Source organism: Hydrogenophaga soli (assembly GCF_054777695.1).
In genome coordinates, this window is record NZ_BAAHAK010000002.1 from 308,873 (window position 1) to 331,638 (window position 22,766).

Genomic DNA, 22,766 nt, shown 5'->3' on the forward strand with positions numbered 1-22,766 from the left:
CGAATCTTGCGTTTTGTGTTATCCAGCATGGGGGTTTTGCTGGTGTTGATCATGCCTTGGTACTACCTGTCGCCCTATTTGGCGGCACCGGTGATCGCTGTGGCAGGTGAAGTGATGCAGTTCACGTTTGATTGGGTGCACGGCTTCGAACGGCATGGCACGGTGGGCACGTTGTTTACATCACTGCATGTCCTGGTGCCACAGAACGGGCGGCTGCTGTCTGCAGAGCTTGCGCCAGAAGTCAATTACCGGACGTACGGCTACGGCTTGGCGTTGTTGTGGGCATTGCTGCTGGCATCTCGCCCCCCGCGCTGGTGGTGGAAGCTGGCTTTGGGCACCGCAGTATTGGTGCCCTCTCAGGTTGTGAGCATGTGTTTTCGGTGGTTGCGCGAAGCGCTGCTATCCACCGATCCGGGCGTTTGGCAACAGACGGGCTTGCCACGGTGGTTCATGGAGGTGATTGCCTATGGGTATCAGTTTGGTTTTCTGATGCTCACCCCGCTGATGCCTGTGCTGTTGTGGCTGGCCTTGGATCGTCAGTTTGTAAGGCAAGTTTGGTTGGAGGCCAGTTTGTCGGCAGCGCTTGGCCAGAAGCTTCGCTGATGTCGGCGGATGGGCATCGGCGCTCCTCGCAGACTGTGCTACATTGCAAGACATGCAAACGGCTCGCTTTTACTTTGCTCACTTTTGGTTCTCACGCCCCAACGGCGGTCGAGAGATGCAAGCCTGAGCCCTCAAAAAGCGCACCCAAGCACCTCAAGCCAACCGCCGGAAACCCCGGCGGTTTTTTTTTGTCCCTGGCCTGAATCGATTCCTGGAGAACCTGCATGAACGCCCCTGCGAACCCCAAGCATCAACCGTCTTCTTGGTATGCGACCGCCGAAAAAACCAGCCAGACCGACGACGAACGCATCCAGGACATCACCGTGTTGCCCCCTCCAGAACACCTCATTCGCTTCTTCCCCATCCACGGCACGGCGGTGGAGGCACTGATCAGCCAGACGCGCCAGAACATCCACCGCATCATGAACGGGAAGGATGATCGCCTGCTGGTCGTCACCGGGCCCTGCTCCATCCACGACCCGGCGGCGGCCATTGACTACGCCCGTCGCCTGAAGGCCGTGCGTGACCAATACGCCGACACGCTGGAAATCGTGATGCGCGTCTATTTCGAAAAGCCCCGCACCACCGTGGGCTGGAAGGGTTTGATCAACGACCCGTACCTGGACGGCAGCTTCCGCATCGACGAAGGTCTGCGCATGGCCCGTCAGCTGCTGATCGAGATCAACCGCCTGGGCTTGCCCGCCGGCAGCGAGTTCCTGGACGTGATTTCCCCTCAGTACATTGGCGACCTGATTTCCTGGGGTGCCATCGGGGCCCGCACCACCGAAAGCCAGGTGCACCGCGAGCTGGCCTCCGGTCTGTCAGCGCCCATCGGTTTCAAGAATGGCACCGACGGCAACATCCGCATCGCCACCGATGCCATCCAGGCGGCGTCTCGTGGCCACCACTTCCTGTCGGTGCACAAGAATGGCCAGGTGGCCATCGTGCAGACCAAGGGCAACAAAGACTGCCACGTCATCCTGCGCGGCGGCAAAGGGCCCAACTACGACGCCGCAAGCGTCGAGGTGGCCTGCAAAGACCTCGAAGCGGCCAAGCTGCACCCCAGCCTGATGGTGGACTTCAGCCACGCCAACAGCAGCAAACAACACGAGAAGCAGTTGGATGTGGCGCGTGACGTGGCCGGGCAGATCGCCGGTGGGTCCACCCGAATCTTCGGGGTGATGATCGAAAGCCACCTGGAGGCCGGTGCCCAGAAGTTCACGCCCGGCAAGGACGATCCCTGCAACCTGGAGTACGGCAAGAGCATCACCGACGCCTGCCTGGGCTGGGACGACTCCGTCCAGGCCTTGGAGGTGCTGTCCAACGCCGTGGCGGCGCGTCGCCAGCGTTGAGGAGGTGGGGGTGGGGCTGGTGCACAATGAAACGCATCCGTCTCATCCCTGATCTCAAGGAATCGCCACCATGAAAAGTGAAGTCAGCGTCAGCTGGAGCGATGCAGCCACGTACCGCTTCGACCTGGACGAAGTGCAACCCATGACGCACGAGGCCGCCCGCGTCTGGCTGGACGAGCAGTTTGTGGCGCTGGAATGTGAGCCCGTTCGTGCCACCGGCAAGGTGCTGACGGCCGACAAGGTGGTGGCGGTGGCAGTGGGCGCAGGGCAGGATCGGTTTGCAGATGCCGAACATCGCGACTGGGCCCAGGCGTTTGCGCGCGCCGCCAGCGCGGCGCTGGCCAAACCGGTGGTGAGGGTGGATGTGCCCACGCTCACCATTGGTTATTGATGAAATTGGCCTCTAGCGCTTTTTCTGATTGAATTCATTGCTGCGTTTTGTTTAGCAATTTGTCCAGCAGAATCTGGTGAATGTTGCCGAATCCACCGTTGCTCATGCACAGCAGGTGGTCACCGGGGCGGGCGGCTGACAGCACTTGAGCGGCCAGGGCCTCGATGTTTTGCGCCACCTGGGCGCGTTCACCCATGGGGGCCAGGGCTTCGCCTGCATCCCAGCCCAGACCGGCGGCGTGGCAAAACGCCATGTCAGCACTTTCCAGGCTCCAGGGCAGTTGGGCCTTCATGGCCCCCAGCTTCATGGTGTTGCTGCGGGGTTCAAACACCGCCAGGATGCGATCGGCCTGACGCCCTTCCCGGTTCAGGCGCTGCCGCAGGCCATCCACCGTGGTGCGGATGGCGGTGGGGTGGTGGGCGAAGTCGTCGTACACCGTCACCCCTGCCACCTCGCCACGCACCTCCAGGCGGCGGCGCACGTTCTGGAAGCTGGCCAGGGCTTTTGCCGCCACCGCGGGCGGCACGCCCACATGTTCAGCTGCTGCCATCGCGGCCAAGGCGTTGAGCTGGTTGTGGGTGCCGCTCAGCGACCATTGCACACGGGGCGCTTCGGCGGGGTGGGCCGCAGCCGTTCGCACCACAAAGTCCGAGGCATCGCCATCGGCGCTGAAGTCGGCCACCGTGCTGCCAAAGCTGCGCACTTCGCTCCAGCAGCCCTGGTGCAACACTCGGGTGAGGCTTTCCTCCAGGTCGTTGACCACCACGCGGCCGCTGGGGGGGACGGTGCGCACCAGGTGGTGGAATTGGCGTTCGATGGCGGCCAAGTCGTCGAAGATGTCGGCGTGGTCAAACTCCAGGTTGTTCAGCACCGCCGTGCGGGGGCGGTAGTGGACGAACTTGCTGCGCTTGTCAAAAAACGCCGTGTCGTACTCGTCGGCTTCGATCACGAAGCAAGGCTGCTGACCCAGCCGGGCTGACACACCAAAGTTCAGCGGCACACCACCCACCAGAAAACCCGGCTGCAGGCCAGCGCATTCCAGGATCCACGCCAGCATGGAGGTGGTGGTGGTCTTGCCGTGGGTGCCCGCCACCGCCAGCACATGCCGTCCGTGCAAGACGTGTTCCGCCAGCCATTGGGGGCCGCTGGTGTAGCGGGCTCCGGCGTCCAGGATGGCTTCCATCAATGGAAACTTGGGCGAGCCGTCGGGCAGGCGTGCGCGCGACACCACGTTGCCCACCACGAACACGTCGGGCTTCAACGCCATCTGGTCGGCACCAAAACCTTCGATCAGGTCGATGCCCAATGCCCGCAACTGGTCGCTCATGGGGGGGTAGACGCCCGCGTCGCAACCGGTGACGCGGTGGCCGGCCTCGCGGGCCAGGGCGGCGACACCCCCCATGAAGGTGCCGCAAATGCCCAGGATGTGAATGTGCATGGGGCGATTCTAAGAACCCGCCACCCGAGGGATGGTTGCCCGGGCACAATGCGCCCATGTCAACCGACACCCTTGAATTGGAAATCGCCGCCACCGCCGCCCGGCTGGTGGTGGACGAAGGGCTGGAATACGGCCCCGCCAAACGCCGTGCCGTGCAGCAGTTGGGCTTGCCCCAGCGTACCCGCCTGCCCGACAACGACGTGCTGGAGGCTGCCGTGCGCGAACACCTGGCGGTGTTCTGCAGCGACACCCAGCCCACTGAACTGGCCGCGTTGCGGGCCTTGGCTTTGGTGTGGATGGTGCGCTTGCAGGCTTTTCACCCTCACCTGACGGGCGCGGTCTGGAACGGCACGGCCACCCGATTGACCGATGTCTGGTTGCAGTTGTTTTGTGACGACCCCAAATCCGCCGAAATCGAATTGATCAACCGTGGCGTGCGGTACGACGTGGGGACCACCACCGGGTTCACCGGGCGTACCGTGGAGGTGTTGAGCGTGTCAGCACGCTGCCCGGAACTGAACGAAGATGTGGGTGTGCACTTGGTGTTGTACGACGCCGATGACCTGCGTGGGGCGCTCCGGCCCGATGCCCAGGGCCGCAAGGCGCGGGGCGATGTGGCTGCGGTGCGTGCGTTGTTGGCGGCGGAGCCCGTTGCAGGGAAGGGTCGACCATGATGCCCGCACGGAATCGCCGAACCTGGCTGGGGGTGGCAGCGCTGGCCGCGTTGGCTGGCGCTGGAACCGCCTGGTGGCGGATGCGTCCCGCTCCGGTGGAGGATGACGTGGTTCAGGCGCTCTGGTCGCAGGGTTTCGAATCTCCGCAGGGCGGGGTGTTGCGCTTGGCCGACCTGCGTGGCCAGCGCCTGGTGCTCAATTTTTGGGCCACTTGGTGCCCGCCCTGTGTGGAAGAGCTGCCCATGCTCGACGCGTTTCACCGGGCGCAGCAGGCCCGGGGTTGGCGGGTGGTGGGCTTGGCCGTGGATCAGTTGGCGCCTGTTCAGCGTTTTTTGCAGGCTCGACCCCTGTCGTTCCCCGTGGGGTTGGCGGGCTCCCAGGGGGTGGAGTTGTCCCGGGCCTTGGGCAATGTGAGTGGCGGCCTGCCTTTTTCGGTGGTTTTCGACACGTCGGGCACGGTGGTGCAGCGCAAGCTGGGCAAGCTGACGCCGGATGATCTGAAGGCCTGGGAACTTCTGTGAATTGGATTGAAAGATACCCTTCTGGGTTGATTTTTCGATAAGTTTCGACTTTTGATTGGTGCGTGCAGAGGGTGGAAGTCCGCGGTGGTGTGAAAGCCTCGTGTAAACTGCCCGGCTTCGGGTGCCTGGGCCCGATGGATTGAGGTCAGATTTTTGGCTCAAATTCGATTCAATTGCTGATAAATCGCTGGAGATGTCATGGACTTGCGCAAACTGAAAACCCTGATCGATCTGGTCTCCGAATCCAACGTCTCGGAGCTGGAGATCACCGAAGCTGAAGGCAAGGTTCGCATCGTCAAGGGCCCGGTGGGCGGTGTCGCCCCGGTGGTGGCCTACGCCCCAGCAATGGCACCGGCACCAGCGGTCGCCTTGGCCGCTGCACCCGCTGCAGCGCCTGTGGTTGAAGCGCCTGCTGCACCGAGCGGCCATGTGGTCAAGTCCCCCATGGTGGGCACGTTCTACCGTGCGTCCAGCCCGGGTGCCAAGCCCTTCGTGGAAGTGGGCAGCACGGTCAAGGAAGGCGAGACCATCTGCATCGTCGAGGCCATGAAGATCCTCAACGAGATCGAAGCGGACAAGTCCGGCACCGTCACCCAGATCCTCATGGAGAACGGCGACGCCGTGGAGTACGGTCAGCCCCTGTTCGTGATCGAGTGAGCCCGCATCCATGTTCAAAAAGATCCTGATCGCCAACCGCGGCGAAATTGCGCTGCGCGTGCAGCGGGCCTGCCGCGAGATGGGCATCAAAGCCGTGATGGTCTACTCCGAGGCCGACCGCGACGCCAAATACGTCCGCCTGGCTGACGAGGCCGTGTGCATCGGCCCGGCACCCTCCGGGCAGAGCTACCTGAACATGCCGGCCATCATTTCGGCGGCCGAAGTCACCGACGCCGAGGCCATCCACCCCGGTTATGGCTTCCTGAGTGAAAACGCCGACTTTGCCGAGCGGGTCGAGAAAAGTGGGTTCAAGTTCATTGGCCCCACCCCGGAATCCATTCGCCTGATGGGCGACAAGGTGTCTGCCAAGCAGGCCATGATCCGTGCGGGTGTGCCCACGGTGCCGGGCTCCGAAGGTGCACTGCCTGACGACCCGGTGGTCATCAAACGCACGGCCAAGGCCATTGGTTACCCCGTCATCATCAAGGCCGCGGGCGGTGGCGGTGGCCGTGGCATGCGCGTGGTGCACACCGAGGCGGCCCTGCTGCACGCGGTGCAGACCACCAAGGCCGAAGCCGGTGCCGCGTTTGGCAACCCGGCGGTGTACATGGAGAAATTCCTCCAGAACCCGCGCCACATCGAAATCCAGGTGCTGGCCGACCAGCACCGCAACGCGGTGTACCTGCACGAGCGCGACTGCTCCATGCAGCGGCGCCACCAGAAGGTGATTGAGGAAGCCCCGGCCCCCGGCATCCCCCGTCGCCTGATCGAAAAAATTGGCGAACGCTGTGCTGCCGCGTGCAAGAAGATCGGCTACCGCGGTGCGGGCACCTTCGAGTTCCTGTACGAAAACGGCGAGTTCTATTTCATCGAAATGAACACCCGCGTGCAGGTGGAGCACCCGGTCACGGAGTGGATCACCGGCATCGACATCGTGCGCACCCAAATCGCGGTGGCTTACGGCGAGAAGCTGCCCTTCACCCAGCGTCAGGTGCAGTTGCGTGGGCATGCCATCGAGTGCCGCATCAACGCCGAAGACCCTTACAAGTTCACGCCGTCGCCTGGCCGCATCACCACTTGGCACGCGCCCGGCGGCCCCGGTGTGCGGGTCGACTCGCACGTGTACGCCAACTACTTTGTGCCGTCCAACTACGACTCCATGGTGGGCAAGATCATTGTGCACGGGGACACCCGCGAACAGGCGCTGGCCCGCATGCGCACGGCCCTGGCCGAGACGGTGGTGGAAGGCATCCACACCAACATTCCGCTGCACCGCGAACTGATGGTGGACGCCAACTTCATCACCGGCGGCACCAACATCCATTACCTGGAAGAGTGGCTGGCCCAACGCCAGCGCTGAAACCGTAGGACATCTGCATGTTTGAACTGGTGCTGCGCGTGCCCGAAGAGGGCGTCGAACCCGTCAGCGAGGCGCTGGAGTCGCTGGATGCGCTCAGTGTGTCGGTGGAGGATGCCGATGCCCAAACCCCGCACGAGCAGGCCTTGTTCGGTGAGCCGGGCATGCCCGCGCCCAAGGCGGGTTGGCAGCGGTCCACGGTGACGGCGCTGTTTGCCACCCAAGCGCAGGCCGACGATGCCGCGCGCTTGCTGGTGGTGCAGGACTTTTTTGAGGGTGCGGAAGTGGTGGGCGTTCAGCCCGTGCCGGAGCAAGATTGGGTGCGCTTGACACAGTCGCAGTTCGACCCGGTGGACATCACCCCCACGTTCTGGATCGTGCCCACCTGGCACGAGCCGCCCGCCGCTGCACAGAAGGTGCTGCGCCTGGACCCAGGCTTGGCGTTCGGCACCGGCACCCACCCCACCACCCGCATGTGCTTGCGGTGGATTGCCGGTCACGACCTCAGCGGTCGGCGCGTGCTCGACTACGGGTGCGGCTCGGGCATCTTGGCCATGGCCGCCAAGCTGCATGGCGCCGGTGACACCGACGCGGTGGACATCGATCCCGCCGCGGTCTCGTCCACCCAGATCAACGCGGCCGCCAACCATGTGGCGCTGAACGCAGGTTTGCCCGACCGTGCCCAAGGGCAGTACCAGGTGGTGCTGGCCAACATCCTGGCCACGCCGCTCAAGGTGCTGGCTCCCTTGCTGTGCGGCCACCTGGCCCCGGGGGCATCGCTGGTGCTGGCGGGCATCCTGTCGCGGCAGGCCGATGAGCTCAAGGAAGCCTACGCCCCCCATGTGCGGCTGGACGTGGCCGATGAGCAAGAGGGCTGGATCCTCATGACGGCCACCGCGCCGGGTGCCGACTGAGCTTGCACTGATCCGTTTGCCCATGGCCTCCATCACCCAGTGCCCCGCCTGTGGCACCCGGTTCAGGGTGGTGCCGGATCAGCTCAAAATCTCTCAGGGCTGGGTGCGTTGCGGCAAGTGCAGCGAGGTGTTCGACGCCCGCAGCGCCATGGGCGTGGCGGAGCCCGCGGGCGCACGCACGCCCACCGCGGCGGTGCCCTCGCAGGTGTCGATCGTGTTGCGCCAGGAGTCCCGGGAGGTGCCCGCGCCAGAACCGGTGCCGACGCCGCCTGTTCCGGCTCCCGTTGCGGCCCCTGTTCCAGAACCCATCATGGCGCAGGTGCCGACACCAGAGCCAGAGCCAGAGCCAGAGTCATCTCCGGGTGCCGCCCCGATGGAGGCGGACGTTCCGTTGCCCCCGGCAGGCACTCCACCCTTGGATGTGCCCAGGTTCCTGCTGACCATGCCGCGATCGGAGCCGTCGGCGGCTTTCAAACCGCGGGTGACCCTGCTTCCGGTGGTGATGCCGTCCGCCCCGTCTGATTTTTCCCCCACCCAGCCCAACGCGGACACCCAACCCGACGCCTCCGCCAAGCTGGATGCGTCTGCCCCCGAAACCCAGCCCATGGCAGAGTCCCTGGACGGGCCGGAGGCCACCCCCGAACCTGAGCCGACATCACAACCCGTGTCAGCCGAGGAGGCTCCGGTCGTCGAACCCGATGGACCGGACGCCCTGGCGGAAGAACCCGCCCCTGTGCTGGACACGTCGCGCATCGGCTTTGTGCGACAGGCCCGGCGCCAGGCCTTCTGGCAGCGCCCGTGGGTGGTGGGGGGGCTGGCCGTGTCGCTGCTGCTGTTGGTGCTGGCGCTGGCCGCCCAGGTGGCGTTTGACCGGCGCGACTGGCTGGCTGCCGCGGTGCCCGAACTGCGGCCCGCGCTGGACGCGGTGTGCCAGCGCGTGGGCTGTGCCGTGGAGCCCTGGCGGCACATCGAGTCGGTGTCCATCGACAGTTCCGCCCTTGTGCGCGAGCGCGATGGGGTGTACCGGTTGGAGGTGGGGCTGAAAAGCCATGCCCACGTGCCGGTGGCCATGCCCGCGCTGGAGCTGAGCCTCACCGATGCCCAGGACGACGTGGCGGTGCGCCGGGTGCTGCTGCCCGGCGATTGGTCTGCGCCGCAGACCACCCTGCCGCCGCAAACCACCACCGTCCTGAGCGTGCGCCTGGGCCTGAAGGACCTGCGCTCCGCCGGGTACCGCGTGTTGGTGTTCTACCCCTGAACGGTGGACCGCGACGGGCGGTTGGCTTGCAGGGCCACCGCCAGGCGGGCCCCCACTTCGGCGTTGTGCAGCACCAGGGCCTGGTTGGTGACCAGGCTGCGGCCCTGGCTGAGGGCCTTGATGCGCGCCAGCAGGAACGGCGTGATGGCCTTGCCGGTGATGTGCTGGGCCTTGGCTTCGGCCAGGGCCTGGGCAATCCAGGCGTCCACTTCGGCACGGGGCAGGGCCTGGGCTTCGGGCACCGGGGTGCTGAGGACCACGCCGCTGCCCAGACCCAGGTTCCAGTGGGCGCGCACAAAGTTGGCCTGCTGGGCCGGGTCGTCCAGCCGGAAGTCGGCCTTGAAGCCGCTGTCGCGGCAGTAGAAGGCCGCAAAGTGGTCTTGGCCGCAGGACAGCACCGGCACGCCGTGGGTTTCCAGGTACTCCAGCGTCAGACCAATGTCCAGGATGGACTTGGCCCCTGCACACACCACGGCCACGGGGGTGCGGGCGAGTTCTTGCAGGTCGGCGGAAATGTCGAAGGTTTGGGCCGCGTCACGGTGCACGCCGCCAATGCCGCCGGTCACAAACACCTCAATGCCCGCCAGGTGGGCCAGGATCATGGTGGCGGCCACGGTGGTGGCGGCGCTGCTGCGCTGGGAGACGGCATGGGCCAGGTCGCGACGGCTGGCCTTGGCCATGTCCGGGCTGGTGGCCACGCGGCGCAATTGCTCGGCGTTGAGGCCGATGCACAGCTGGCCGTCCAGCACCGCCAGGGTGGCGGGCACGGCCCCGTGGTCGCGCACCACCTGCTCCACGGCCAGCGCAGTCTCCAGGTTCTGAGGCCAGGGCATGCCATGGGCGACGATGGTGGATTCCAGGGCCACGATGGGCAGCCCGCGGTCTTGGGCGGTTTGCACCTCGGCGGACAGCAACAGAGGGTGGGTCATGGTGGTTCAGTGTCCAGTGTGAGAGGAAGAGGGCAGGGCGCTGTGGCGCGAGGTCAACACCTGCATGGCCGCCTGGATGCCCGCTTCGCAGGCCTGCGCCAGCGGTTGTTGCAGGCCCATCAGGGTCCACACGGCGGCGGCGGAAAACGCATCGCCCGCGCCGGTGACGTCGGCAATGGCGTGGCGGGACGGGCGCGGTGCGGGCAGCGTGCGCAACCGCGGACCGTCGGAATAAGCCGCCCCTTCGGCCCCGCGGGTCACCAGCAGGTGCTGCAGGCCCCGCGCGTGCAGGGTGGCCCAGACCGCTTCCAGGGTGCCGAGGTCAGCCAGTGTGCCGTCTGAAGTCGGGGTGTCGCCCAGGGCGGCCAATTCGCCCTGGTTGAGCACCAGCAGGGCAACGCCCTCCAGCCGCTGGGGCAGGTGGGCCATCTTGGCTTCGGACACGGCCACCAGTGCCAAGGGGCAATGGAGCTGCGCCGCGTGGTCCACCAGGGCCTGCAACCAGGCCTGGGGCAGGTTCAGGTCGGCCACGCCCCGGCCTTGGGTCACCAGGGCCGCCTGTGCGCGGGGCAGGAAGTCGGGCGGTGGGTGCTGGCTGCTGGGCATGGCCGAAAACGCCCATTCCAGCCCGCCCTGGGGGTTGAGCACGGCGGTGTAACTGCCGGTGGGCTGCGCCGGTTCGAACAGCACGGGGCGGGTGTCGATGCCGTGGCGGCGGGCGTGGTCGTGCAGGGCGTGCCCGGCCGGGTCGTCGCCCAGCACACAGGCCAAGGCCACGTCGGCCCCCAGGGCCACCAGGTTTTCGGCCAGGTTGCGGGCCACGCCGCCCGGGGTGGACGGCCAGGCGCTCACCGGGTTGGAACTGGCGGGGCGCAGTTCGCCCTGGGTCACCAGCTTGTGGTCCCAGTTGGCGGCGCCCATGCAGGCAAAGCGTGGGGGCACGGCGGTGTCTGGACTCAAGCGTTCAGGCGTTGCGCCACCTGTTGCTTGACCGCCGCAGGCAGGAACGAAGCGGCCAGGGCCTGCTGCTGCATGTGCTGCAGGGCGGGGAGGGCGATGCCGCGTTCGGTGTGCAGGCGCTCCAGCTCACGGCTGAGGGTGGTGCCGGAGACCAGCCGGTTGTCGGTGGAGCAGGACACGCTCAGGCCCGCGGCCAGCATGGCGGCAATGGGGTGTTCGGCCACCGAGCGGGCGGCACCGGTCTGCACGTTGCTGGTGGGGCACACCTCGAAGTGCAGACCCAGGGCGCGGGCTTCCTCGGCCCAGTCGGCCTGGTCGACCACGCGCACGCCGTGGCCGATGCGGGTGGCGCCCAGGCGGGCGGCTTCCAGCACCCGGTGACCGGCGTCGGCCTCACCGGCGTGCAGGGTCACGCCCAGGCCGCCGTCCAGGGCCACGCGGATGGCGTCGGTGTGGTCGGTGGCGGGAAAGCCAAACTCTGGCCCGGCCAGGTCAAAACCCACCACGCCCTGACCGGCGTAACGCACGGCCAGCGCCGCGGCTTCGCGGGTGACGCTGGGGTTGTGGTGGCGCATGCCACACACGATGAGGCCGCAGGGGATGGGGCTTTGGGCAAAACCACGCAGCACGGCCTCGGTGGCGGCTTCGGGGCTCAGGCCCAGGTCGATGAACAGCTGGGGTGCAAACCGGAACTCGGCCAGCACGCAGCCATCGGCGTGGGCGTCTTCGGCCAGTTCACGGGCCACGCGTTCGCAGGCGGCTTCGCTGGCCATGGCTTCCACGGTGTAGCGAAAGCCTTCCAGGTACTTTTCCAGGCTGCCTGCGTTGGCGTTGTTCCACATCCAGGCGGCCACGTCGCTGGCGTTGGCGCAGGGCAGGCTCAGGCCGCGTTGCAGGCACAGCTCCCACAGGGTTTGCGGGCGCAGGCTGCCGTCGATGTGCTCGTGCAGGCTGATTTTGGGCAGGGCCAGCCATTGGGCGGTGGTTTGAGGGGCTGGGGTGACAGACTGGGTCATGGTGTTGAAAGAGTGGGGGTTCGAAAACGCAAAACTCAAGTATTATGAAGTGCGTGGCAAACGTTTGCCACCCTGTTTTGGTGTTGCTTTTTGAACCGAGGGCCTATCCCATGACGCTGTTTGCTTCTTTCAAGTTGGGCGCTGTTGCCGCCCTGTGTGCTGCTGCCGTGACCGCCCACGCCGAACCGGCGGTGGTGTTTGACATGGGGGGCAAGTTCGACAAGTCCTTCAACCAGGCGGCTTACGAGGGCATGGAGCGCTGGAAGAAGGAAACCGGCGGCAAGTACCTGGATTTTGAAATCGCCAACGAAACCCAGCGTGAACAGGCCATTCGCCGCATGGCCGAGCGTGGGGCCAGTCCCATCATCGGCATCGGTTTTGGCCAGGCCTCCAGCATCGAGAAGGTGGCCAAGGAGTTCCCCAAGCTGAAGTTCGCCATCATCGACATGGTGGTCAACCTGCCCAACGTGCAATCGGTGGTGTTCAAGGAGCATGAAGGCAGCTACTTGGTGGGCGTGATGGCGGCCAAGGCCAGCAAGACGGGCAAGCTGGGCTTTGTGGGCGGCATGGACATTCCGCTGATCCGCAAGTTCCAGTGTGGCTACGAACAAGGCGTGAAAGCCACGAACCCCAAGGCCGAAGTCATTGCCAACATGACCGGCACCACCGGCGCGGCCTGGAACGACCCCGCTCGTGGGGGTGAGCTGACCAAGGCCCAGTTCAACCGCGGGGTGGACGTGGTGTTTGCCGCCGCCGGGGGCACCGGCGTGGGTGTGTACCAGGCCGCCAAGGACGCGGGCAAGCTGGCCATTGGCGTGGACAGCAACCAGAACCACCTGCAGCCCGGCACCATGCTGACCTCCATGCTCAAGCGTGTGGACGTGGCCATCTACAACGTGGCCAAGGCGCACACCCCCGGCCTGACCGTGCTGGGCCTGAAGGAAGGTGGCGTGGACTACGCCATGGACGAATACAACGCCAAGCTGGTCACGCCCGAGATGAAGAAGGCCGTGGAAGACGCCAAGGCCGACATCCTCAGCGGCAAGGTCAAGGTGGCCGACTACATGGCCGACAACGCTTGTAAATATTGATAGCACCTGGCGCTTATCAATAAAGCGCTAGGGCCATTTTTCATCATCAATGAGCTCGATCAAGGATGTGGCCCGCCTGGCGGGGGTGTCGTACACCACGGTGTCTCACGTCATCAACGGCACCCGCCGGGTGAGCGACGTGGCCCGCCAGCGGGTGTTGCAAGCCATTTCTGACAGCGGCTACGTGCCCAGTGCCGCGGCGCGTGCGCTGCGCGGGGGCAAGGCCCACATCCTGGGGGCCTTGGTGCCCGACATCAGCAACCCGTTCTGTGCGGAGCTGATGCTGGGGCTGGAAAAAACCGCCCGGCGTGCGGGGTATTCGCTGCTGCTGTGCAGCACCGACCTGGACGCCGACGACTTGCAGCAGCAGATCGACAGCCTCATTGCCCGCCGGGTCGATGGGCTGGTGGTGGTGGCGGGCGGGTTTGACAGCTCACGCGTCACCCAGGTGCTCAAACGCTCGGTGGTGCGCGCGCGCATGCCCTTGCTGCTGCTGGACCGCAACCCCACGGACTTGCGCTGCGACGCCTTGCTGGCCCACCAGTACGACGCCGCCCGCGAGGCCACCCGCCACCTGCTGGCGCTGGGGCACCGGCGCATAGCCTGCCTGAGTGGCCCGGCCAACCTCAGCATCAGCCAGGAGCGCGTGGCCGGTTGGCGCGCGGCCCTGGCCGAGGCCCAGGTGGTGCCCGAGCCCGACTGGCTGGCCGAAGGCGACTTCAGCTTGGAGTCCGGCCATCAGCAGGGCGCGGCCTGGTTGCGCCAGGGGCGCGTGACGGCGGTGTTTGCCAGCAACGACCTGATGGCCCTGGGGGTGCTGCGTGCAGCCGCCCAGCTGGGCGTGCCGGTGCCGCAGCGCCTCTCGGTCATCGGCATGGACGGCATCGACCTGGGGCGCTACACCCACCCGGCACTGACCACCGTGGGCAGCTCGCTCCAGCGCGTGGGGCAAGAAGCGGCGGACATGCTGCTGAACCGCATCCAGCACCCCGACATGCCCTTGCAAAAACACTGGCGCACCATGGCCGTGGTGCAACGCGAATCGACCGGGCGTGCGCCCGAACTGGGGGCCGCATGACACAGACCCGCAGGACGACGGCCGATGCCACCCCCACGTGGGCGGTGGAAATGCTCGGCGTGCACAAACGTTTTGGCGCGGTGCGGGCCAACCATGGCGTGGACCTGCGGGTGCGTCCGGGCCACATCCATGCCCTGGTGGGTGAGAACGGCGCGGGCAAAAGCACGCTCATGTCCATCCTGTACGGCTTTTACGAGGCCGACAGCGGCACGCTGCGTGTGGCCGGGCGCGAGGTGCGCATCCGCAACGCCCAGGACGCCATTGCGCTGGGCGTGGGCATGGTGCACCAGCACTTCATGCTGGTTGAAACCCTGTCGGCCCTGGACAACGTGATGCTGGGGGCCGAGTCGTCGCGCTGGCTCAGCAAGGCGGCGCCGGTGGCCCGCGAGCGCCTGAACGGCCTCATGCGTGACACCGGCCTGCACGTGGACCTGGACACCCCGGTGGGCGACCTGCCTGTGGGCGACCGCCAGCGGGTCGAAATCCTCAAGGCCCTGTTCCGCGGGGCCAACATCCTCATCCTGGACGAACCCACGGCGGTGCTCACGCCGCAGGAAATCGGCCAGCTGTTCGAGGTGCTGCGCCGCCTGCGCGAGCAGGGCACCACCGTCATCATCATCACCCACAAGCTGAAAGAGGTGGTGGGCCTGTGCGACCACGTCACCGTGATGCGCGCGGGCACCGTGGTGCACGAAACCCCGGTGGCCGACACCAGCGTGCAAGCCCTGGCCGAAGCCATGGTGGGCCGCAAGGTGCACCTGATGGCCCCCAACACCGCCACCCAGACCGACACCGCCACGCCCCCTGAGGTGCGCCTGGACGCACACGACCTGCGGGTGGTGGACGCCTGGGGCGTGGAGCGCCTCAAGGGCGTCAGCCTGCAGCTGCGGGCGGGCGAAATCGTGGGCGTGGCCGGGGTGTCGGGCAATGGCCAGAGCGAGTTGCTGGAGGTGCTGTCCGGCCTGTTGGCCCCGCGCACGGGCCGCCTCGTGGTCAACGGCAACACCTTCGAGCCCGCCGCCTGGCTGCACCCCACGCAGGCCCGCCAGCTGGGGCTGGCCCACGTGCCCGAAGACCGCCACGCGCGGGCCATGGTCATGGGGTTTGCCGCCTGGGAGTCCGCCGTGCTGGGCTACGAGCAGTGGCCCGACTACTCCACCGCCTGGGGCTGGATGCATCCCCACACCATGCAGGCGCACACCGCCGACATGATGGAGCGTTTCGACGTGCGCCCCCGCGACCCCTGGCTGACCAGCGCCAAGTTCTCCGGCGGCAACCAGCAAAAGCTGGTGCTGGCGCGGGAGCTGGGGCGGGCGCCCTCGGTGCTGCTGATCGGCCAGCCCACCCGGGGGGTGGACATCGGGGCCATTGAGTTCATCCACGGCCAGCTGCGCCGCCTGCGTGAAGCGGGCTGCGCGGTGCTGCTGGTGTCCAGCGAGCTGGACGAAATCCTGGCCCTGTCCGACCGCGTGGTGGTCATGTGCCAAGGGGCGGTCACGGGCGAGCTGCCGGTGGCCGAATGCACCGAAACCCGCCTGGGCCTGATGATGGCCGGAGGATCTGCCGCATGAGCCATCCCCACACCTTGCCACGCTGGGCCGATGTGGTGGCCCTGCCGCTGGTCAACCTGGCCGTGGCCCTGCTGGTGGCCGGGGGCGTGGTGGCCCTGGTGGGCCAAAGCCCTTCAGAGGTGCTGGCCGCCCTGGTCCACGGGGCCGTGGGCACCCCGCGCAACCTCAGCTACACCCTGTACTACGCCACCACCTTTGTGTTCACCGGCCTGGCTGTGGCCGTGGCCTTCCATGGCGGGCTGTTCAACATCGGCGGCGAAGGCCAAGCCGTGCTGGGCGGGCTGGGGGCCGGGCTGGTGGCGCTGTGGTGGTCGGCCCACCTGCCCGCGTGGCTGATGCTGCCGCTGATGGTGCTGGCCGCCGCGCTGTTCGGCACCCTGTGGGCGGCGGTGCCCGCCTACCTGCAGGCCTACCGCGGCAGCCACATCGTCATCACCACCATCATGTTCAACTTCCTGGCGTCCACCCTGCTGGTGTACCTGCTGGTCAACTGGCTCAAGGTGCCCGGCTCCATGGCGGTGGAAAGCGCCCCCTTTGCCGATTCGGCCAAGCTGCCCGGCATGCACGAGATGCTGGCCTGGGTGGGGGTGGAATGGCCCTCGTCCCCGCTCAACGCCAGCGTGCTGCTGGCGGTGCTGGCGGCGGCGGGGGTGCAGCTGTTCCTCTGGCGCACCCGCTCGGGTTACCGCCTGCGGGCCGTGGGTTCCAGCGAAACCGCGGCGCAGTACGCGGGCATCGATGCGCGCCAACAGGTCATGCGGTCCATGGCCTTGTCCGGGGCGCTGGCCGGGCTGGTGGGCGTGAACGAAATCGCCGGGGTGTCGGGCCGCTTGCTGCTGGACTTTGTGGCGGGCGCGGGCTTCACCGGCATTGCCGTGGCGCTGATGGGCCGCAACCACCCGGTGGGCATCGTGCTGGCCAGCCTGCTGTTCGGTGCGCTGTTCCAGGGCGGGGCCGAGGTGGCTTTTGAGGTGCAGGGCTTCACCCGCGACATGGTGGTCACCCTGCAAGGTTTCATCGTGCTGTTCTCCGGGGCCATGGCCTATGTGCTGGCCCCGTGGCTGGCGCGGGCCCTGGGCTGGTGGACCCGCCGGGGGCAGGCTGCGGGGGCGGAGGTGTCGCATGGATGAGTTGATGCTGGGCTCGCTGTTGGGCTCCACCCTGCGCGTGGCCGCACCCTTGATGTTTTGCGCCCTGGCCGGGCTGCTGAGCGAGCGCAGCGGGGTGGTGGACATTGGGCTGGAGGGCAAGATGCTGGCCGCCGCCTTTGCCGCCGCCGCCGCGGGGGCCCTCAGCGGACAGCTGGTGTGGGCCGTGCTGGCCGCGCTGGCGGTGGCCGTGGCCCTGTCGTGGCTGCATGGCGTGGCCTGTGTCAGCCACACCGGCGACCAGGTGGTGTCGGGCGTGGCCATCAACATCATTGCCGCCGGGCTCACCGCGGTGCTGGGGGCCGCCTGGTTCCACCAGGGCGGGCAGACCCCGCCCCTGGGCGACGCCGTGCGCCTGGGCACGCTGTGGCCCCAGGCCGTGGCCGCCCTGCAAGGCATTCCGTGGCTGGGTGCGGTGCTGGGGCAGGGCCTGCTCAGCCACAACGCCTTGCTGTACCTGGCCTTGCTGATGGTGCCCGCCGTGTGGTTCCTGCTGTGGCGCACCCGCTTTGGCCTGCGCCTGCGGGCCGTGGGCGAAAACCCCGCCATGGTGGAGGCTGCGGGCGTGTCGGTGCAGGGCATGCGGTATGCGGCCCTCAGCCTCAACGGCCTGCTGTGCGGGCTGGCCGGGTGTTACCTGGTGCTGGCCCAAAGCGCGTCTTTTGTGCCCAACATGACGGCGGGCCGGGGCTTCATGGCGCTGGCTGCCCTCATCTTTGGCAAATGGCGGCCCGCCGGGGCGCTGTGGGCCTGTTTGTTGTTTGGTTTTCTGGATGCCGTGGCCATCCGTTTGCAAGGCGTATCCCTGCCCGTGGTGGGCGAGGTGCCGGTGCAATGGATCCAGGCGCTGCCCTATGGCCTGACCGTGGTGCTGCTGGCCGGCTTCATCGGCAAGGCCGTGGCCCCCAAGGCCCTGGGCACCCCCTATGTGAAGGAACGCAGCTGATGAGCGACACCCCCCTCTTCCTGGACGACGACGAACAGGCCCTGGCCCACGCCCTGTGGGCCCAGGCCCTGACGGTGCAGCAGCGCGCCCACGCCCCGTACTCCCGCTTTCAGGTGGGGGCGGCGCTGGTGGACGAAACCGGGCGCATCCACGCCGGGTGCAACGTCGAAAACGCCGCCTACCCCGAAGGCGTGTGCGCCGAGGCCGGGGCCATCAGCGCCATGGTGGCCGCGGGTGGGCAGCACATCCGTGGCCTGCTGGTGGTGGGCTCCGGGGCGCAATGGGTCACGCCCTGTGGCGGCTGCCGCCAGAAAATCCGCGAATTTGCCGCCCCTCACACGCCGGTGTGGGTGGCCAACACCCAGACCGTGCAGGCCCGACTGACGCTGCAAACCCTGCTGCCCCACAGTTTCGGCCCCGACCACCTGACCGACTCCCTGAAAGCCGACGCACCATGACCACCCCCACCGCTTTGCAAGTGCTGCAACAACGCCTGCCCCAGGCCCGCCCCCGCGTGGCGCTGGTGCTGGGCTCAGGCTGGGGTGGGGTGGTGGACCACATCCAGGACCCCGTCCGCATCCCTTATGCCGAGCTGCCCGGCTTCCCTCTGCCCAGCGTGCAAGGCCATGCCAGCGACCTGGTGTGGGGCCGCCTGGGCCCGCACGAGGTGGTGGTGCTGACCGGGCGCAAACACACCTACGAAACCGGCCAGCCCGACGGCATGAAACTGCCCCTGCGCACCCTGCGCGACTGGGGGTGCGAGGTGCTGGTGCAAACCAACGCCGCCGGCAGCCTCAGTGTCGACATGCCCCCCGGCAGCCTCATGGCCCTGAGCGACCACCTCAACCTCTCGCAACGCTCCCCGCTGATCGGCGAGCCCGGCAACGACCGCTTTGTGAGCATGCTCGACGCCTACGACCCCGCGCTGCGCGCCCAGGCCGTGGCCACCGCGCAGGCGCTGGGCGTCACCCTGCACCAGGGTGTGTACGCCTGGTTCGTGGGGCCGCAGTTCGAAACCCCGGCGGAAATCCGCATGGCCGCGCTGCTGGGTGCCCAGGCCGTGGGCATGAGCACCGTGCCCGAAACCATCATCGCCCGCCACGCGGGCCTGAAGGTGCTGGCCATCTCGCTGCTGACCAACATGGGCGCTGGCCTGTCCAACGAAAACCTGAGCCACGCCCACACCCTGGCCCAGGCCAACCTGGCGGGCGACAACGCCGCCCGCGTGCTGACCGCCGTGGTGGAGGGTTTGACATGGTGAACCTGGACACCCCGGCCCAGCGCCAACAGGCCGCCGCCACGGCGCTGGCCTGCCTGGACCTGACCGACCTCAACACCACCAGCAACGAGGCCGCCATCGACACCCTGTGCCACAAGGCCCGCGGCCTGGATGGGGCCTTGCCCCCCGTGGCCGCCGTGTGTGTGTGGCCCCGCCTGGTGGCTCACGCCCGCCAGCAACTGCCCCTGCACGTGGGGGTGGCGGCGGTGGTCAACTTCCCGTCCGGGCAGGGCGGGGTGGACGAGGTGCTGGCCGAGGTGGACCTGATCGCCCGCAGCGGCGGCCAGGAGGTGGACTGCGTGCTGCCCTACCAGGCGCTGTGCGGGGCAGAGGCCTCGGCGGCGGCGCTGGCCGCGGCCCGTGGCCTGCTGCTGGCCGTGCGCCAGGCCAGCCCCGGCCTGCTGCTCAAGGTCATCCTGGAAACGGGCGAACTGCCCTCGCCCGAGCGGGTGGCCCAGCTCAGCGAGCTGGCGCTGGCCTGCGGGGCCGACTTCATCAAGACCAGCACCGGCAAAACCCCGCAAGGGGCCAGCCTGCCCGCGGCCCAGGCCATGCTGGCCGTGTTGCGGGCCCGCGCCCAAGCCCTGCCCCTGGGGGCCTCGGCGGTGCTGGGCTTCAAACCCTCGGGTGGCTTGCGCACCCTGGCCGACGTGTGGCCCTACATGCAGCTCACCCAACAGACCCTGGGCACCCATGCCGTCAACCCCCGGCGCTTTCGCGTGGGGGCCAGCAGCCTGTGGGACGAGCTGGCGGCGGTGCTGCAAGGCCGTGCGCCCGGTGCACCCGCGGCCACCTCGGGGTATTGACCCCTGCACTGGGTGGGTCCATCAATGCTCTTAAATTTATAGCTTCTCGCGCTTTCAAATAAAGCGGTATGTGCCAAAAAGGCTTTGAATTTTTGGGCCGCCGCGATGCCCCAGACCCCTTTGCCCCCTTTTTTTGACCCCACCCCTCCCATGCTGCTGCCTCAAGAAATCATCCGCCTCAAACGCGACGGTGCTCCGCTGGACGCCGCCCACATCCAGGCCTTTGTGCGCGGCCTGGTCGATGGCTCGTGGAGCGAGGGCCAGGCCGCCGCGCTGGCCATGGCCATCTTCTTTCGGGGCATGGACATGCCCGAGCGCGTGGCCCTGACCCGCGCCATGATGACCTCGGGCGACGTGCTGGACTGGAGCCAGGCCCACCTGGGTGGCCCGGTGCTGGACAAACACTCCACCGGCGGCGTGGGCGACAAGGTCAGCCTGATGCTGGCCCCCTGGGTGGCTGCTTGCGGTGGGTTTGTGCCCATGATTTCCGGGCGCGGCCTGGGCCACACCGGTGGCACGCTGGACAAGTTCGACAGCATCCCCGGCTACCAGACCGCCCCGTCCCTGGAACTGCTGCGCCAGACCGTGGCGCAGGTGGGCTGCGCCATCATCGGTCAGACGGCCGACTTGGCCCCGGCGGACCGGCGGCTGTACGGCATCCGCGACGTGACCGCCACGGTGGAGTCGGTGCCCCTGATCACCGCCAGCATCCTGTCCAAAAAGCTGGCCGCCGGCCTGCAAGGCCTGGTCATGGACGTCAAGGTGGGCAACGGCGCTTTTGCCGACAACCTGCCCATGGCGCAGGAGCTGGCCCAATCCCTGGTCACCGTGGCGCAAGGGGCGGGCCTGCCCACCCGCGCCCTGCTGACCGACATGAACCAGGTGCTGGGCACCACTGCGGGCAACGCGGTGGAAATGCAGGAGGCGGTTGACTTCCTCACCGGCGCCCAGCGCGAACACCGCCTGTGGGAAGTGACCCGCGCCCTGGCCGCCGACATGTTGCTGTTGGGCCGCTTGGTGGAAACCGAGGCCGAGGCCTTCACCCGCCTGGACCACGCGCTGGACAGCGGCGCCGCGGCCGAGCGCTTCGAGCGCATGGTGCACGCCCTGGGCGGCCCGTCCGACTTCCTGGCGCACAGCGCCCAACACCTGCCCGCCGCCCCGGTGCAACTCACGGTGACCGCGCCGCACGCGGGCTGGCTGTCGGCGGTGCGCACGCGGGACGTGGGCGTGGCCGTCATCGAACTGGGCGGTGGCCGCCGCAAAGCGTCTGACCCCGTGGACCACGCCGTGGGCTACACCCACCTCCCCGCCATCGGCCAACCCGTGCAAGCCGGTGACCGCCTGGCCACCGTGCACGCCCGTGACGCCACCAGCGCCGAACGCGCCGCGCAGGCCTTGCGGGCCGCCTTCACCCTGTCGGACACCGCGTGCAGCGCCCAGCCCGTGCTGGTGCAGCGCGTGCAGGCCCCAGCCACCGGAGCCCAGGCATGACCCGCGCCGTGGTGCTGGTGCTGGACTCGTTTGGCCTGGGTGCCACGCCCGACGCTGTGCGTTTTGGCGACGTGGGGGCCAACACCTTGGGCCACATCGCCGCATGGCGGGCGCAGCAGGGCCAGCCCCTGCAACTGCCCCACCTGATGGCGCTGGGCCTGGGCCACGCGGCGCAGGTCGCCAGCGGGCACTGGCCCGAGGGCCTGCCCACCTTGCCCGTGTTGCGCCACCCTGTGGCCTTTGGGGCGGCCAGCGAAACCAGCCTGGGCAAGGACACCCCCAGCGGCCACTGGGAAATGATGGGCTGTCCCGTGCCGTTCGAATGGGGCGTGTTCCCCACCCCCGCCACCCGCCACCTGCCCGAGAGCGACCCGGCGCGTGTGGGCATCTTCCCCGCCGACCTCATGGCCGAGTGGTACCAGGCCTGCGGCCTGAGCGGCAGCCTGGGCAACAGCCATGCCAGCGGCACCGAAATCATCGAACGCCTGGGCGACGAACACCTGCGCACCGGCCTGCCCATTTGTTACACCAGCGCGGACAGCGTGTTCCAGGTGGCCGCACACGAAGGCGCGTTTGGCCTGCAACGGCTCTACGCCATCTGCGAAGCGGCCAAACCGATTTTCGACCGGGCCAACATCGCCCGCGTCATTGCCCGCCCCTTCACCGGCGGGGCCGGGGTGCCCTTTCGCCGCACCGGCAACCGCCACGACTACACCACCCCACCGCCGTCCGAAACCCTGCTGGACCGCCTGCGGGAACGCGGGCGCGAGGTGCATGCCGTGGGCAAGATCCCGGACATTTTTGCCGACCGGGGCATCAGCCACGTCTACAAGGCCGAGGGCAATGCCGCCCTGTGCGAGCACACCCTGCAAGCCCTGGAAGCCTGCCCGGACGGTGGCCTGGTGTTTGCCAACCTGGTGGACTTTGACATGCTGTACGGCCACCGCCGCGACCTGGCGGGTTACGCCCAGGCCCTGGAAGCCCTGGACGCCTGGCTGCCGCAGCTGCAGACCCGCCTGCGCCCGGGCGACCTGCTGCTGCTGACCGCCGACCACGGTTGCGACCCCAGCTGGCCCGGCTCGGACCACACCCGGGAGCACGTGCCCATGCTGTTCAGCGGCCCCGGCTGTGCCCCCTGCGGTGCCTTGCCCGTGAGCACCAGCTTTGCCGACATGGGGCAGACCCTGGCCCAGCACCTGCGGGTGGGGCCCCTGGCGCACGGCCACGCGTGCTGGCGCTGAAGCGCGTACCGGCCCCGGGGAAAGCCCTCGCTTCCCCATGAA

23 protein-coding genes are annotated in these 22,766 nt (G+C 67.7%); 19 read left to right on the forward strand and 4 right to left on the reverse strand.

What is annotated here, in order from left to right; translation table 11 throughout:
• Positions 1 to 15 precede the first annotated feature (15 nt).
• The 3 genes from ACYVB7_RS04575 (at position 16) to ACYVB7_RS04585 (ending at position 2,346) form a co-directional block, all read left to right on the forward strand.
• Positions 16 to 603 carry an exosortase H-associated membrane protein gene (locus ACYVB7_RS04575; protein ID WP_460505703.1) on the forward strand — a complete coding sequence of 196 codons (588 nt, stop codon included), beginning with the start codon at positions 16 to 18 and terminating at the stop codon, positions 601 to 603.
• A gap of 224 nt (positions 604 to 827) precedes the next feature.
• Positions 828 to 1,955, forward strand: a complete 1,128-nt coding sequence (locus ACYVB7_RS04580; protein ID WP_460505404.1) for a 3-deoxy-7-phosphoheptulonate synthase — start codon at positions 828 to 830, stop codon at positions 1,953 to 1,955.
• A 70-nt stretch (positions 1,956 to 2,025) separates the two neighbouring features.
• Complete coding sequence (locus ACYVB7_RS04585; protein WP_460505405.1) at positions 2,026 to 2,346, forward strand: hypothetical protein; 321 nt, start codon at positions 2,026 to 2,028, stop codon at positions 2,344 to 2,346.
• Between the two features lie 34 nt (positions 2,347 to 2,380).
• On the opposite strand, the gene mpl is transcribed toward ACYVB7_RS04585, so the two are convergent.
• Entirely contained in the window at positions 2,381 to 3,784 is a 1,404-nt protein-coding gene (gene mpl, locus ACYVB7_RS04590; RefSeq protein WP_460505406.1) for a UDP-N-acetylmuramate:L-alanyl-gamma-D-glutamyl-meso-diaminopimelate ligase, read from the reverse strand.
• Between the two features lie 56 nt (positions 3,785 to 3,840).
• Here mpl and ACYVB7_RS04595 point away from each other — a divergent pair, with 56 nt between their 5' ends.
• The 6 genes from ACYVB7_RS04595 to ACYVB7_RS04620 all read left to right on the forward strand — a co-directional run bounded on the left by ACYVB7_RS04595 (position 3,841) and on the right by ACYVB7_RS04620 (position 9,165).
• Positions 3,841 to 4,458, forward strand: coding sequence for a hypothetical protein (locus ACYVB7_RS04595; RefSeq protein WP_460505407.1), 618 nt, complete (start codon positions 3,841 to 3,843; stop codon positions 4,456 to 4,458).
• The gene (locus ACYVB7_RS04600) at positions 4,455 to 4,979 is read left to right on the forward strand and encodes a TlpA disulfide reductase family protein (RefSeq protein ID WP_460505408.1); all 525 of its coding nucleotides are present in this window, start codon (positions 4,455 to 4,457) and stop codon (positions 4,977 to 4,979) included. Before ACYVB7_RS04595 ends, ACYVB7_RS04600 begins: the two co-directional genes overlap by 4 nt.
• Positions 4,980 to 5,177: 198 nt before the next feature.
• Entirely contained in the window at positions 5,178 to 5,636 is a 459-nt protein-coding gene (gene accB, locus ACYVB7_RS04605; RefSeq protein WP_460505409.1) for an acetyl-CoA carboxylase biotin carboxyl carrier protein, read from the forward strand.
• Positions 5,637 to 5,646: 10 nt separating this feature from the next.
• Positions 5,647 to 6,996, forward strand: a complete 1,350-nt coding sequence (gene accC, locus ACYVB7_RS04610; RefSeq protein ID WP_460505410.1) for an acetyl-CoA carboxylase biotin carboxylase subunit — start codon at positions 5,647 to 5,649, stop codon at positions 6,994 to 6,996.
• Positions 6,997 to 7,013: 17 nt separating this feature from the next.
• On the forward strand, positions 7,014 to 7,907 hold the full coding sequence (gene prmA / locus ACYVB7_RS04615; protein ID WP_460505411.1) for a 50S ribosomal protein L11 methyltransferase: 894 nt from the start codon (positions 7,014 to 7,016) through the stop codon (positions 7,905 to 7,907).
• 22 nt (positions 7,908 to 7,929) lie between these two features.
• Entirely contained in the window at positions 7,930 to 9,165 is a 1,236-nt protein-coding gene (locus ACYVB7_RS04620; RefSeq protein WP_460505412.1) for a DUF3426 domain-containing protein, read from the forward strand.
• Here the strand turns inward: ACYVB7_RS04620 and ACYVB7_RS04625 are convergent.
• Genes ACYVB7_RS04625 through add form a run of 3 tightly spaced genes read right to left on the reverse strand, consistent with a single transcriptional unit; the run spans position 9,156 to position 12,070 of the window.
• Positions 9,156 to 10,094, reverse strand: a complete 939-nt coding sequence (locus ACYVB7_RS04625; RefSeq protein ID WP_460505413.1) for a pseudouridine-5'-phosphate glycosidase — start codon at positions 10,092 to 10,094, stop codon at positions 9,156 to 9,158. The two genes, ACYVB7_RS04620 and ACYVB7_RS04625, sit on opposite strands and share 10 nt — an antisense overlap.
• Before the next feature lie 6 nt (positions 10,095 to 10,100).
• Positions 10,101 to 11,054, reverse strand: a complete 954-nt coding sequence (locus tag ACYVB7_RS04630) for a carbohydrate kinase family protein (RefSeq protein WP_460505414.1) — start codon at positions 11,052 to 11,054, stop codon at positions 10,101 to 10,103.
• The gene (gene add, locus ACYVB7_RS04635) at positions 11,051 to 12,070 is read right to left on the reverse strand and encodes an adenosine deaminase family protein (RefSeq protein WP_460505415.1); all 1,020 of its coding nucleotides are present in this window, start codon (positions 12,068 to 12,070) and stop codon (positions 11,051 to 11,053) included. The genes ACYVB7_RS04630 and add overlap by 4 nt, the downstream gene beginning before the upstream one ends.
• A gap of 110 nt (positions 12,071 to 12,180) precedes the next feature.
• On the opposite strand from add, the gene ACYVB7_RS04640 reads away from it, so the two are divergent.
• The 10 genes from ACYVB7_RS04640 (at position 12,181) to ACYVB7_RS04685 (ending at position 22,724) form a co-directional block, all read left to right on the forward strand.
• On the forward strand, positions 12,181 to 13,161 hold the full coding sequence (locus ACYVB7_RS04640) for a BMP family lipoprotein (RefSeq protein WP_460505416.1): 981 nt from the start codon (positions 12,181 to 12,183) through the stop codon (positions 13,159 to 13,161).
• Positions 13,162 to 13,210: 49 nt separating this feature from the next.
• Positions 13,211 to 14,239 carry a LacI family DNA-binding transcriptional regulator gene (locus ACYVB7_RS04645; protein WP_460505417.1) on the forward strand — a complete coding sequence of 343 codons (1,029 nt, stop codon included), beginning with the start codon at positions 13,211 to 13,213 and terminating at the stop codon, positions 14,237 to 14,239.
• Positions 14,236 to 15,810: an ABC transporter ATP-binding protein gene (locus ACYVB7_RS04650; RefSeq protein WP_460505418.1), complete on the forward strand. Its 1,575-nt coding sequence runs from the start codon at positions 14,236 to 14,238 to the stop codon at positions 15,808 to 15,810. The genes ACYVB7_RS04645 and ACYVB7_RS04650 overlap by 4 nt, the downstream gene beginning before the upstream one ends.
• Complete coding sequence (locus tag ACYVB7_RS04655) at positions 15,807 to 16,940, forward strand: ABC transporter permease (protein ID WP_460505420.1); 1,134 nt, start codon at positions 15,807 to 15,809, stop codon at positions 16,938 to 16,940. Before ACYVB7_RS04650 ends, ACYVB7_RS04655 begins: the two co-directional genes overlap by 4 nt.
• Positions 16,933 to 17,904 carry an ABC transporter permease gene (locus ACYVB7_RS04660; protein ID WP_460505421.1) on the forward strand — a complete coding sequence of 324 codons (972 nt, stop codon included), beginning with the start codon at positions 16,933 to 16,935 and terminating at the stop codon, positions 17,902 to 17,904. Before ACYVB7_RS04655 ends, ACYVB7_RS04660 begins: the two co-directional genes overlap by 8 nt.
• On the forward strand, positions 17,904 to 18,362 hold the full coding sequence (locus ACYVB7_RS04665; RefSeq protein WP_460505422.1) for a cytidine deaminase family protein: 459 nt from the start codon (positions 17,904 to 17,906) through the stop codon (positions 18,360 to 18,362). Before ACYVB7_RS04660 ends, ACYVB7_RS04665 begins: the two co-directional genes overlap by 1 nt.
• Positions 18,359 to 19,165, forward strand: a complete 807-nt coding sequence (locus ACYVB7_RS04670) for a purine-nucleoside phosphorylase (RefSeq protein ID WP_460505423.1) — start codon at positions 18,359 to 18,361, stop codon at positions 19,163 to 19,165. The genes ACYVB7_RS04665 and ACYVB7_RS04670 overlap by 4 nt, the downstream gene beginning before the upstream one ends.
• Positions 19,159 to 19,989 carry a 2-deoxyribose-5-phosphate aldolase gene (gene deoC / locus ACYVB7_RS04675; protein WP_460505425.1) on the forward strand — a complete coding sequence of 277 codons (831 nt, stop codon included), beginning with the start codon at positions 19,159 to 19,161 and terminating at the stop codon, positions 19,987 to 19,989. The genes ACYVB7_RS04670 and deoC overlap by 7 nt, the downstream gene beginning before the upstream one ends.
• Before the next feature lie 150 nt (positions 19,990 to 20,139).
• Positions 20,140 to 21,483 (forward strand): thymidine phosphorylase, encoded by a 1,344-nt coding sequence (gene deoA, locus ACYVB7_RS04680; protein WP_460505426.1) that lies wholly within the window; start codon positions 20,140 to 20,142, stop codon positions 21,481 to 21,483.
• Entirely contained in the window at positions 21,480 to 22,724 is a 1,245-nt protein-coding gene (locus ACYVB7_RS04685) for a phosphopentomutase (RefSeq protein WP_460505427.1), read from the forward strand. Before deoA ends, ACYVB7_RS04685 begins: the two co-directional genes overlap by 4 nt.
• Positions 22,725 to 22,766 lie beyond the last annotated feature (42 nt).

What these genes read in the sequence shown, in the direction of transcription:
- accB (WP_460505409.1), top strand. Translation starts at nt 5,178, where the DNA reads ATGGACTTGCGCAAACTGAAAACCCTGATCGATCTGGTCTCCGAATCC.
- ACYVB7_RS04640 (WP_460505416.1), top strand. Translation starts at nt 12,181, where the DNA reads ATGACGCTGTTTGCTTCTTTCAAGTTGGGCGCTGTTGCCGCCCTGTGT.
- accC (WP_460505410.1), top strand. Translation starts at nt 5,647, where the DNA reads ATGTTCAAAAAGATCCTGATCGCCAACCGCGGCGAAATTGCGCTGCGC.
- ACYVB7_RS04660 (WP_460505421.1), top strand. Translation starts at nt 16,933, where the DNA reads ATGGATGAGTTGATGCTGGGCTCGCTGTTGGGCTCCACCCTGCGCGTG.
- ACYVB7_RS04620 (WP_460505412.1), top strand. Translation starts at nt 7,930, where the DNA reads ATGGCCTCCATCACCCAGTGCCCCGCCTGTGGCACCCGGTTCAGGGTG.
- deoC (WP_460505425.1), top strand. Translation starts at nt 19,159, where the DNA reads ATGGTGAACCTGGACACCCCGGCCCAGCGCCAACAGGCCGCCGCCACG.
- ACYVB7_RS04585 (WP_460505405.1), top strand. Translation starts at nt 2,026, where the DNA reads ATGAAAAGTGAAGTCAGCGTCAGCTGGAGCGATGCAGCCACGTACCGC.
- deoA (WP_460505426.1), top strand. Translation starts at nt 20,140, where the DNA reads ATGCTGCTGCCTCAAGAAATCATCCGCCTCAAACGCGACGGTGCTCCG.
- ACYVB7_RS04625 (WP_460505413.1), bottom strand. Translation starts at nt 10,094, where the DNA reads ATGACCCACCCTCTGTTGCTGTCCGCCGAGGTGCAAACCGCCCAAGAC.
- prmA (WP_460505411.1), top strand. Translation starts at nt 7,014, where the DNA reads ATGTTTGAACTGGTGCTGCGCGTGCCCGAAGAGGGCGTCGAACCCGTC.
- ACYVB7_RS04580 (WP_460505404.1), top strand. Translation starts at nt 828, where the DNA reads ATGAACGCCCCTGCGAACCCCAAGCATCAACCGTCTTCTTGGTATGCG.
- ACYVB7_RS04650 (WP_460505418.1), top strand. Translation starts at nt 14,236, where the DNA reads ATGACACAGACCCGCAGGACGACGGCCGATGCCACCCCCACGTGGGCG.
- ACYVB7_RS04670 (WP_460505423.1), top strand. Translation starts at nt 18,359, where the DNA reads ATGACCACCCCCACCGCTTTGCAAGTGCTGCAACAACGCCTGCCCCAG.
- ACYVB7_RS04595 (WP_460505407.1), top strand. Translation starts at nt 3,841, where the DNA reads ATGTCAACCGACACCCTTGAATTGGAAATCGCCGCCACCGCCGCCCGG.
- mpl (WP_460505406.1), bottom strand. Translation starts at nt 3,784, where the DNA reads ATGCACATTCACATCCTGGGCATTTGCGGCACCTTCATGGGGGGTGTC.
- ACYVB7_RS04685 (WP_460505427.1), top strand. Translation starts at nt 21,480, where the DNA reads ATGACCCGCGCCGTGGTGCTGGTGCTGGACTCGTTTGGCCTGGGTGCC.
- ACYVB7_RS04645 (WP_460505417.1), top strand. Translation starts at nt 13,211, where the DNA reads ATGAGCTCGATCAAGGATGTGGCCCGCCTGGCGGGGGTGTCGTACACC.
- ACYVB7_RS04600 (WP_460505408.1), top strand. Translation starts at nt 4,455, where the DNA reads ATGATGCCCGCACGGAATCGCCGAACCTGGCTGGGGGTGGCAGCGCTG.
- add (WP_460505415.1), bottom strand. Translation starts at nt 12,070, where the DNA reads ATGACCCAGTCTGTCACCCCAGCCCCTCAAACCACCGCCCAATGGCTG.
- ACYVB7_RS04655 (WP_460505420.1), top strand. Translation starts at nt 15,807, where the DNA reads ATGAGCCATCCCCACACCTTGCCACGCTGGGCCGATGTGGTGGCCCTG.
- ACYVB7_RS04665 (WP_460505422.1), top strand. Translation starts at nt 17,904, where the DNA reads ATGAGCGACACCCCCCTCTTCCTGGACGACGACGAACAGGCCCTGGCC.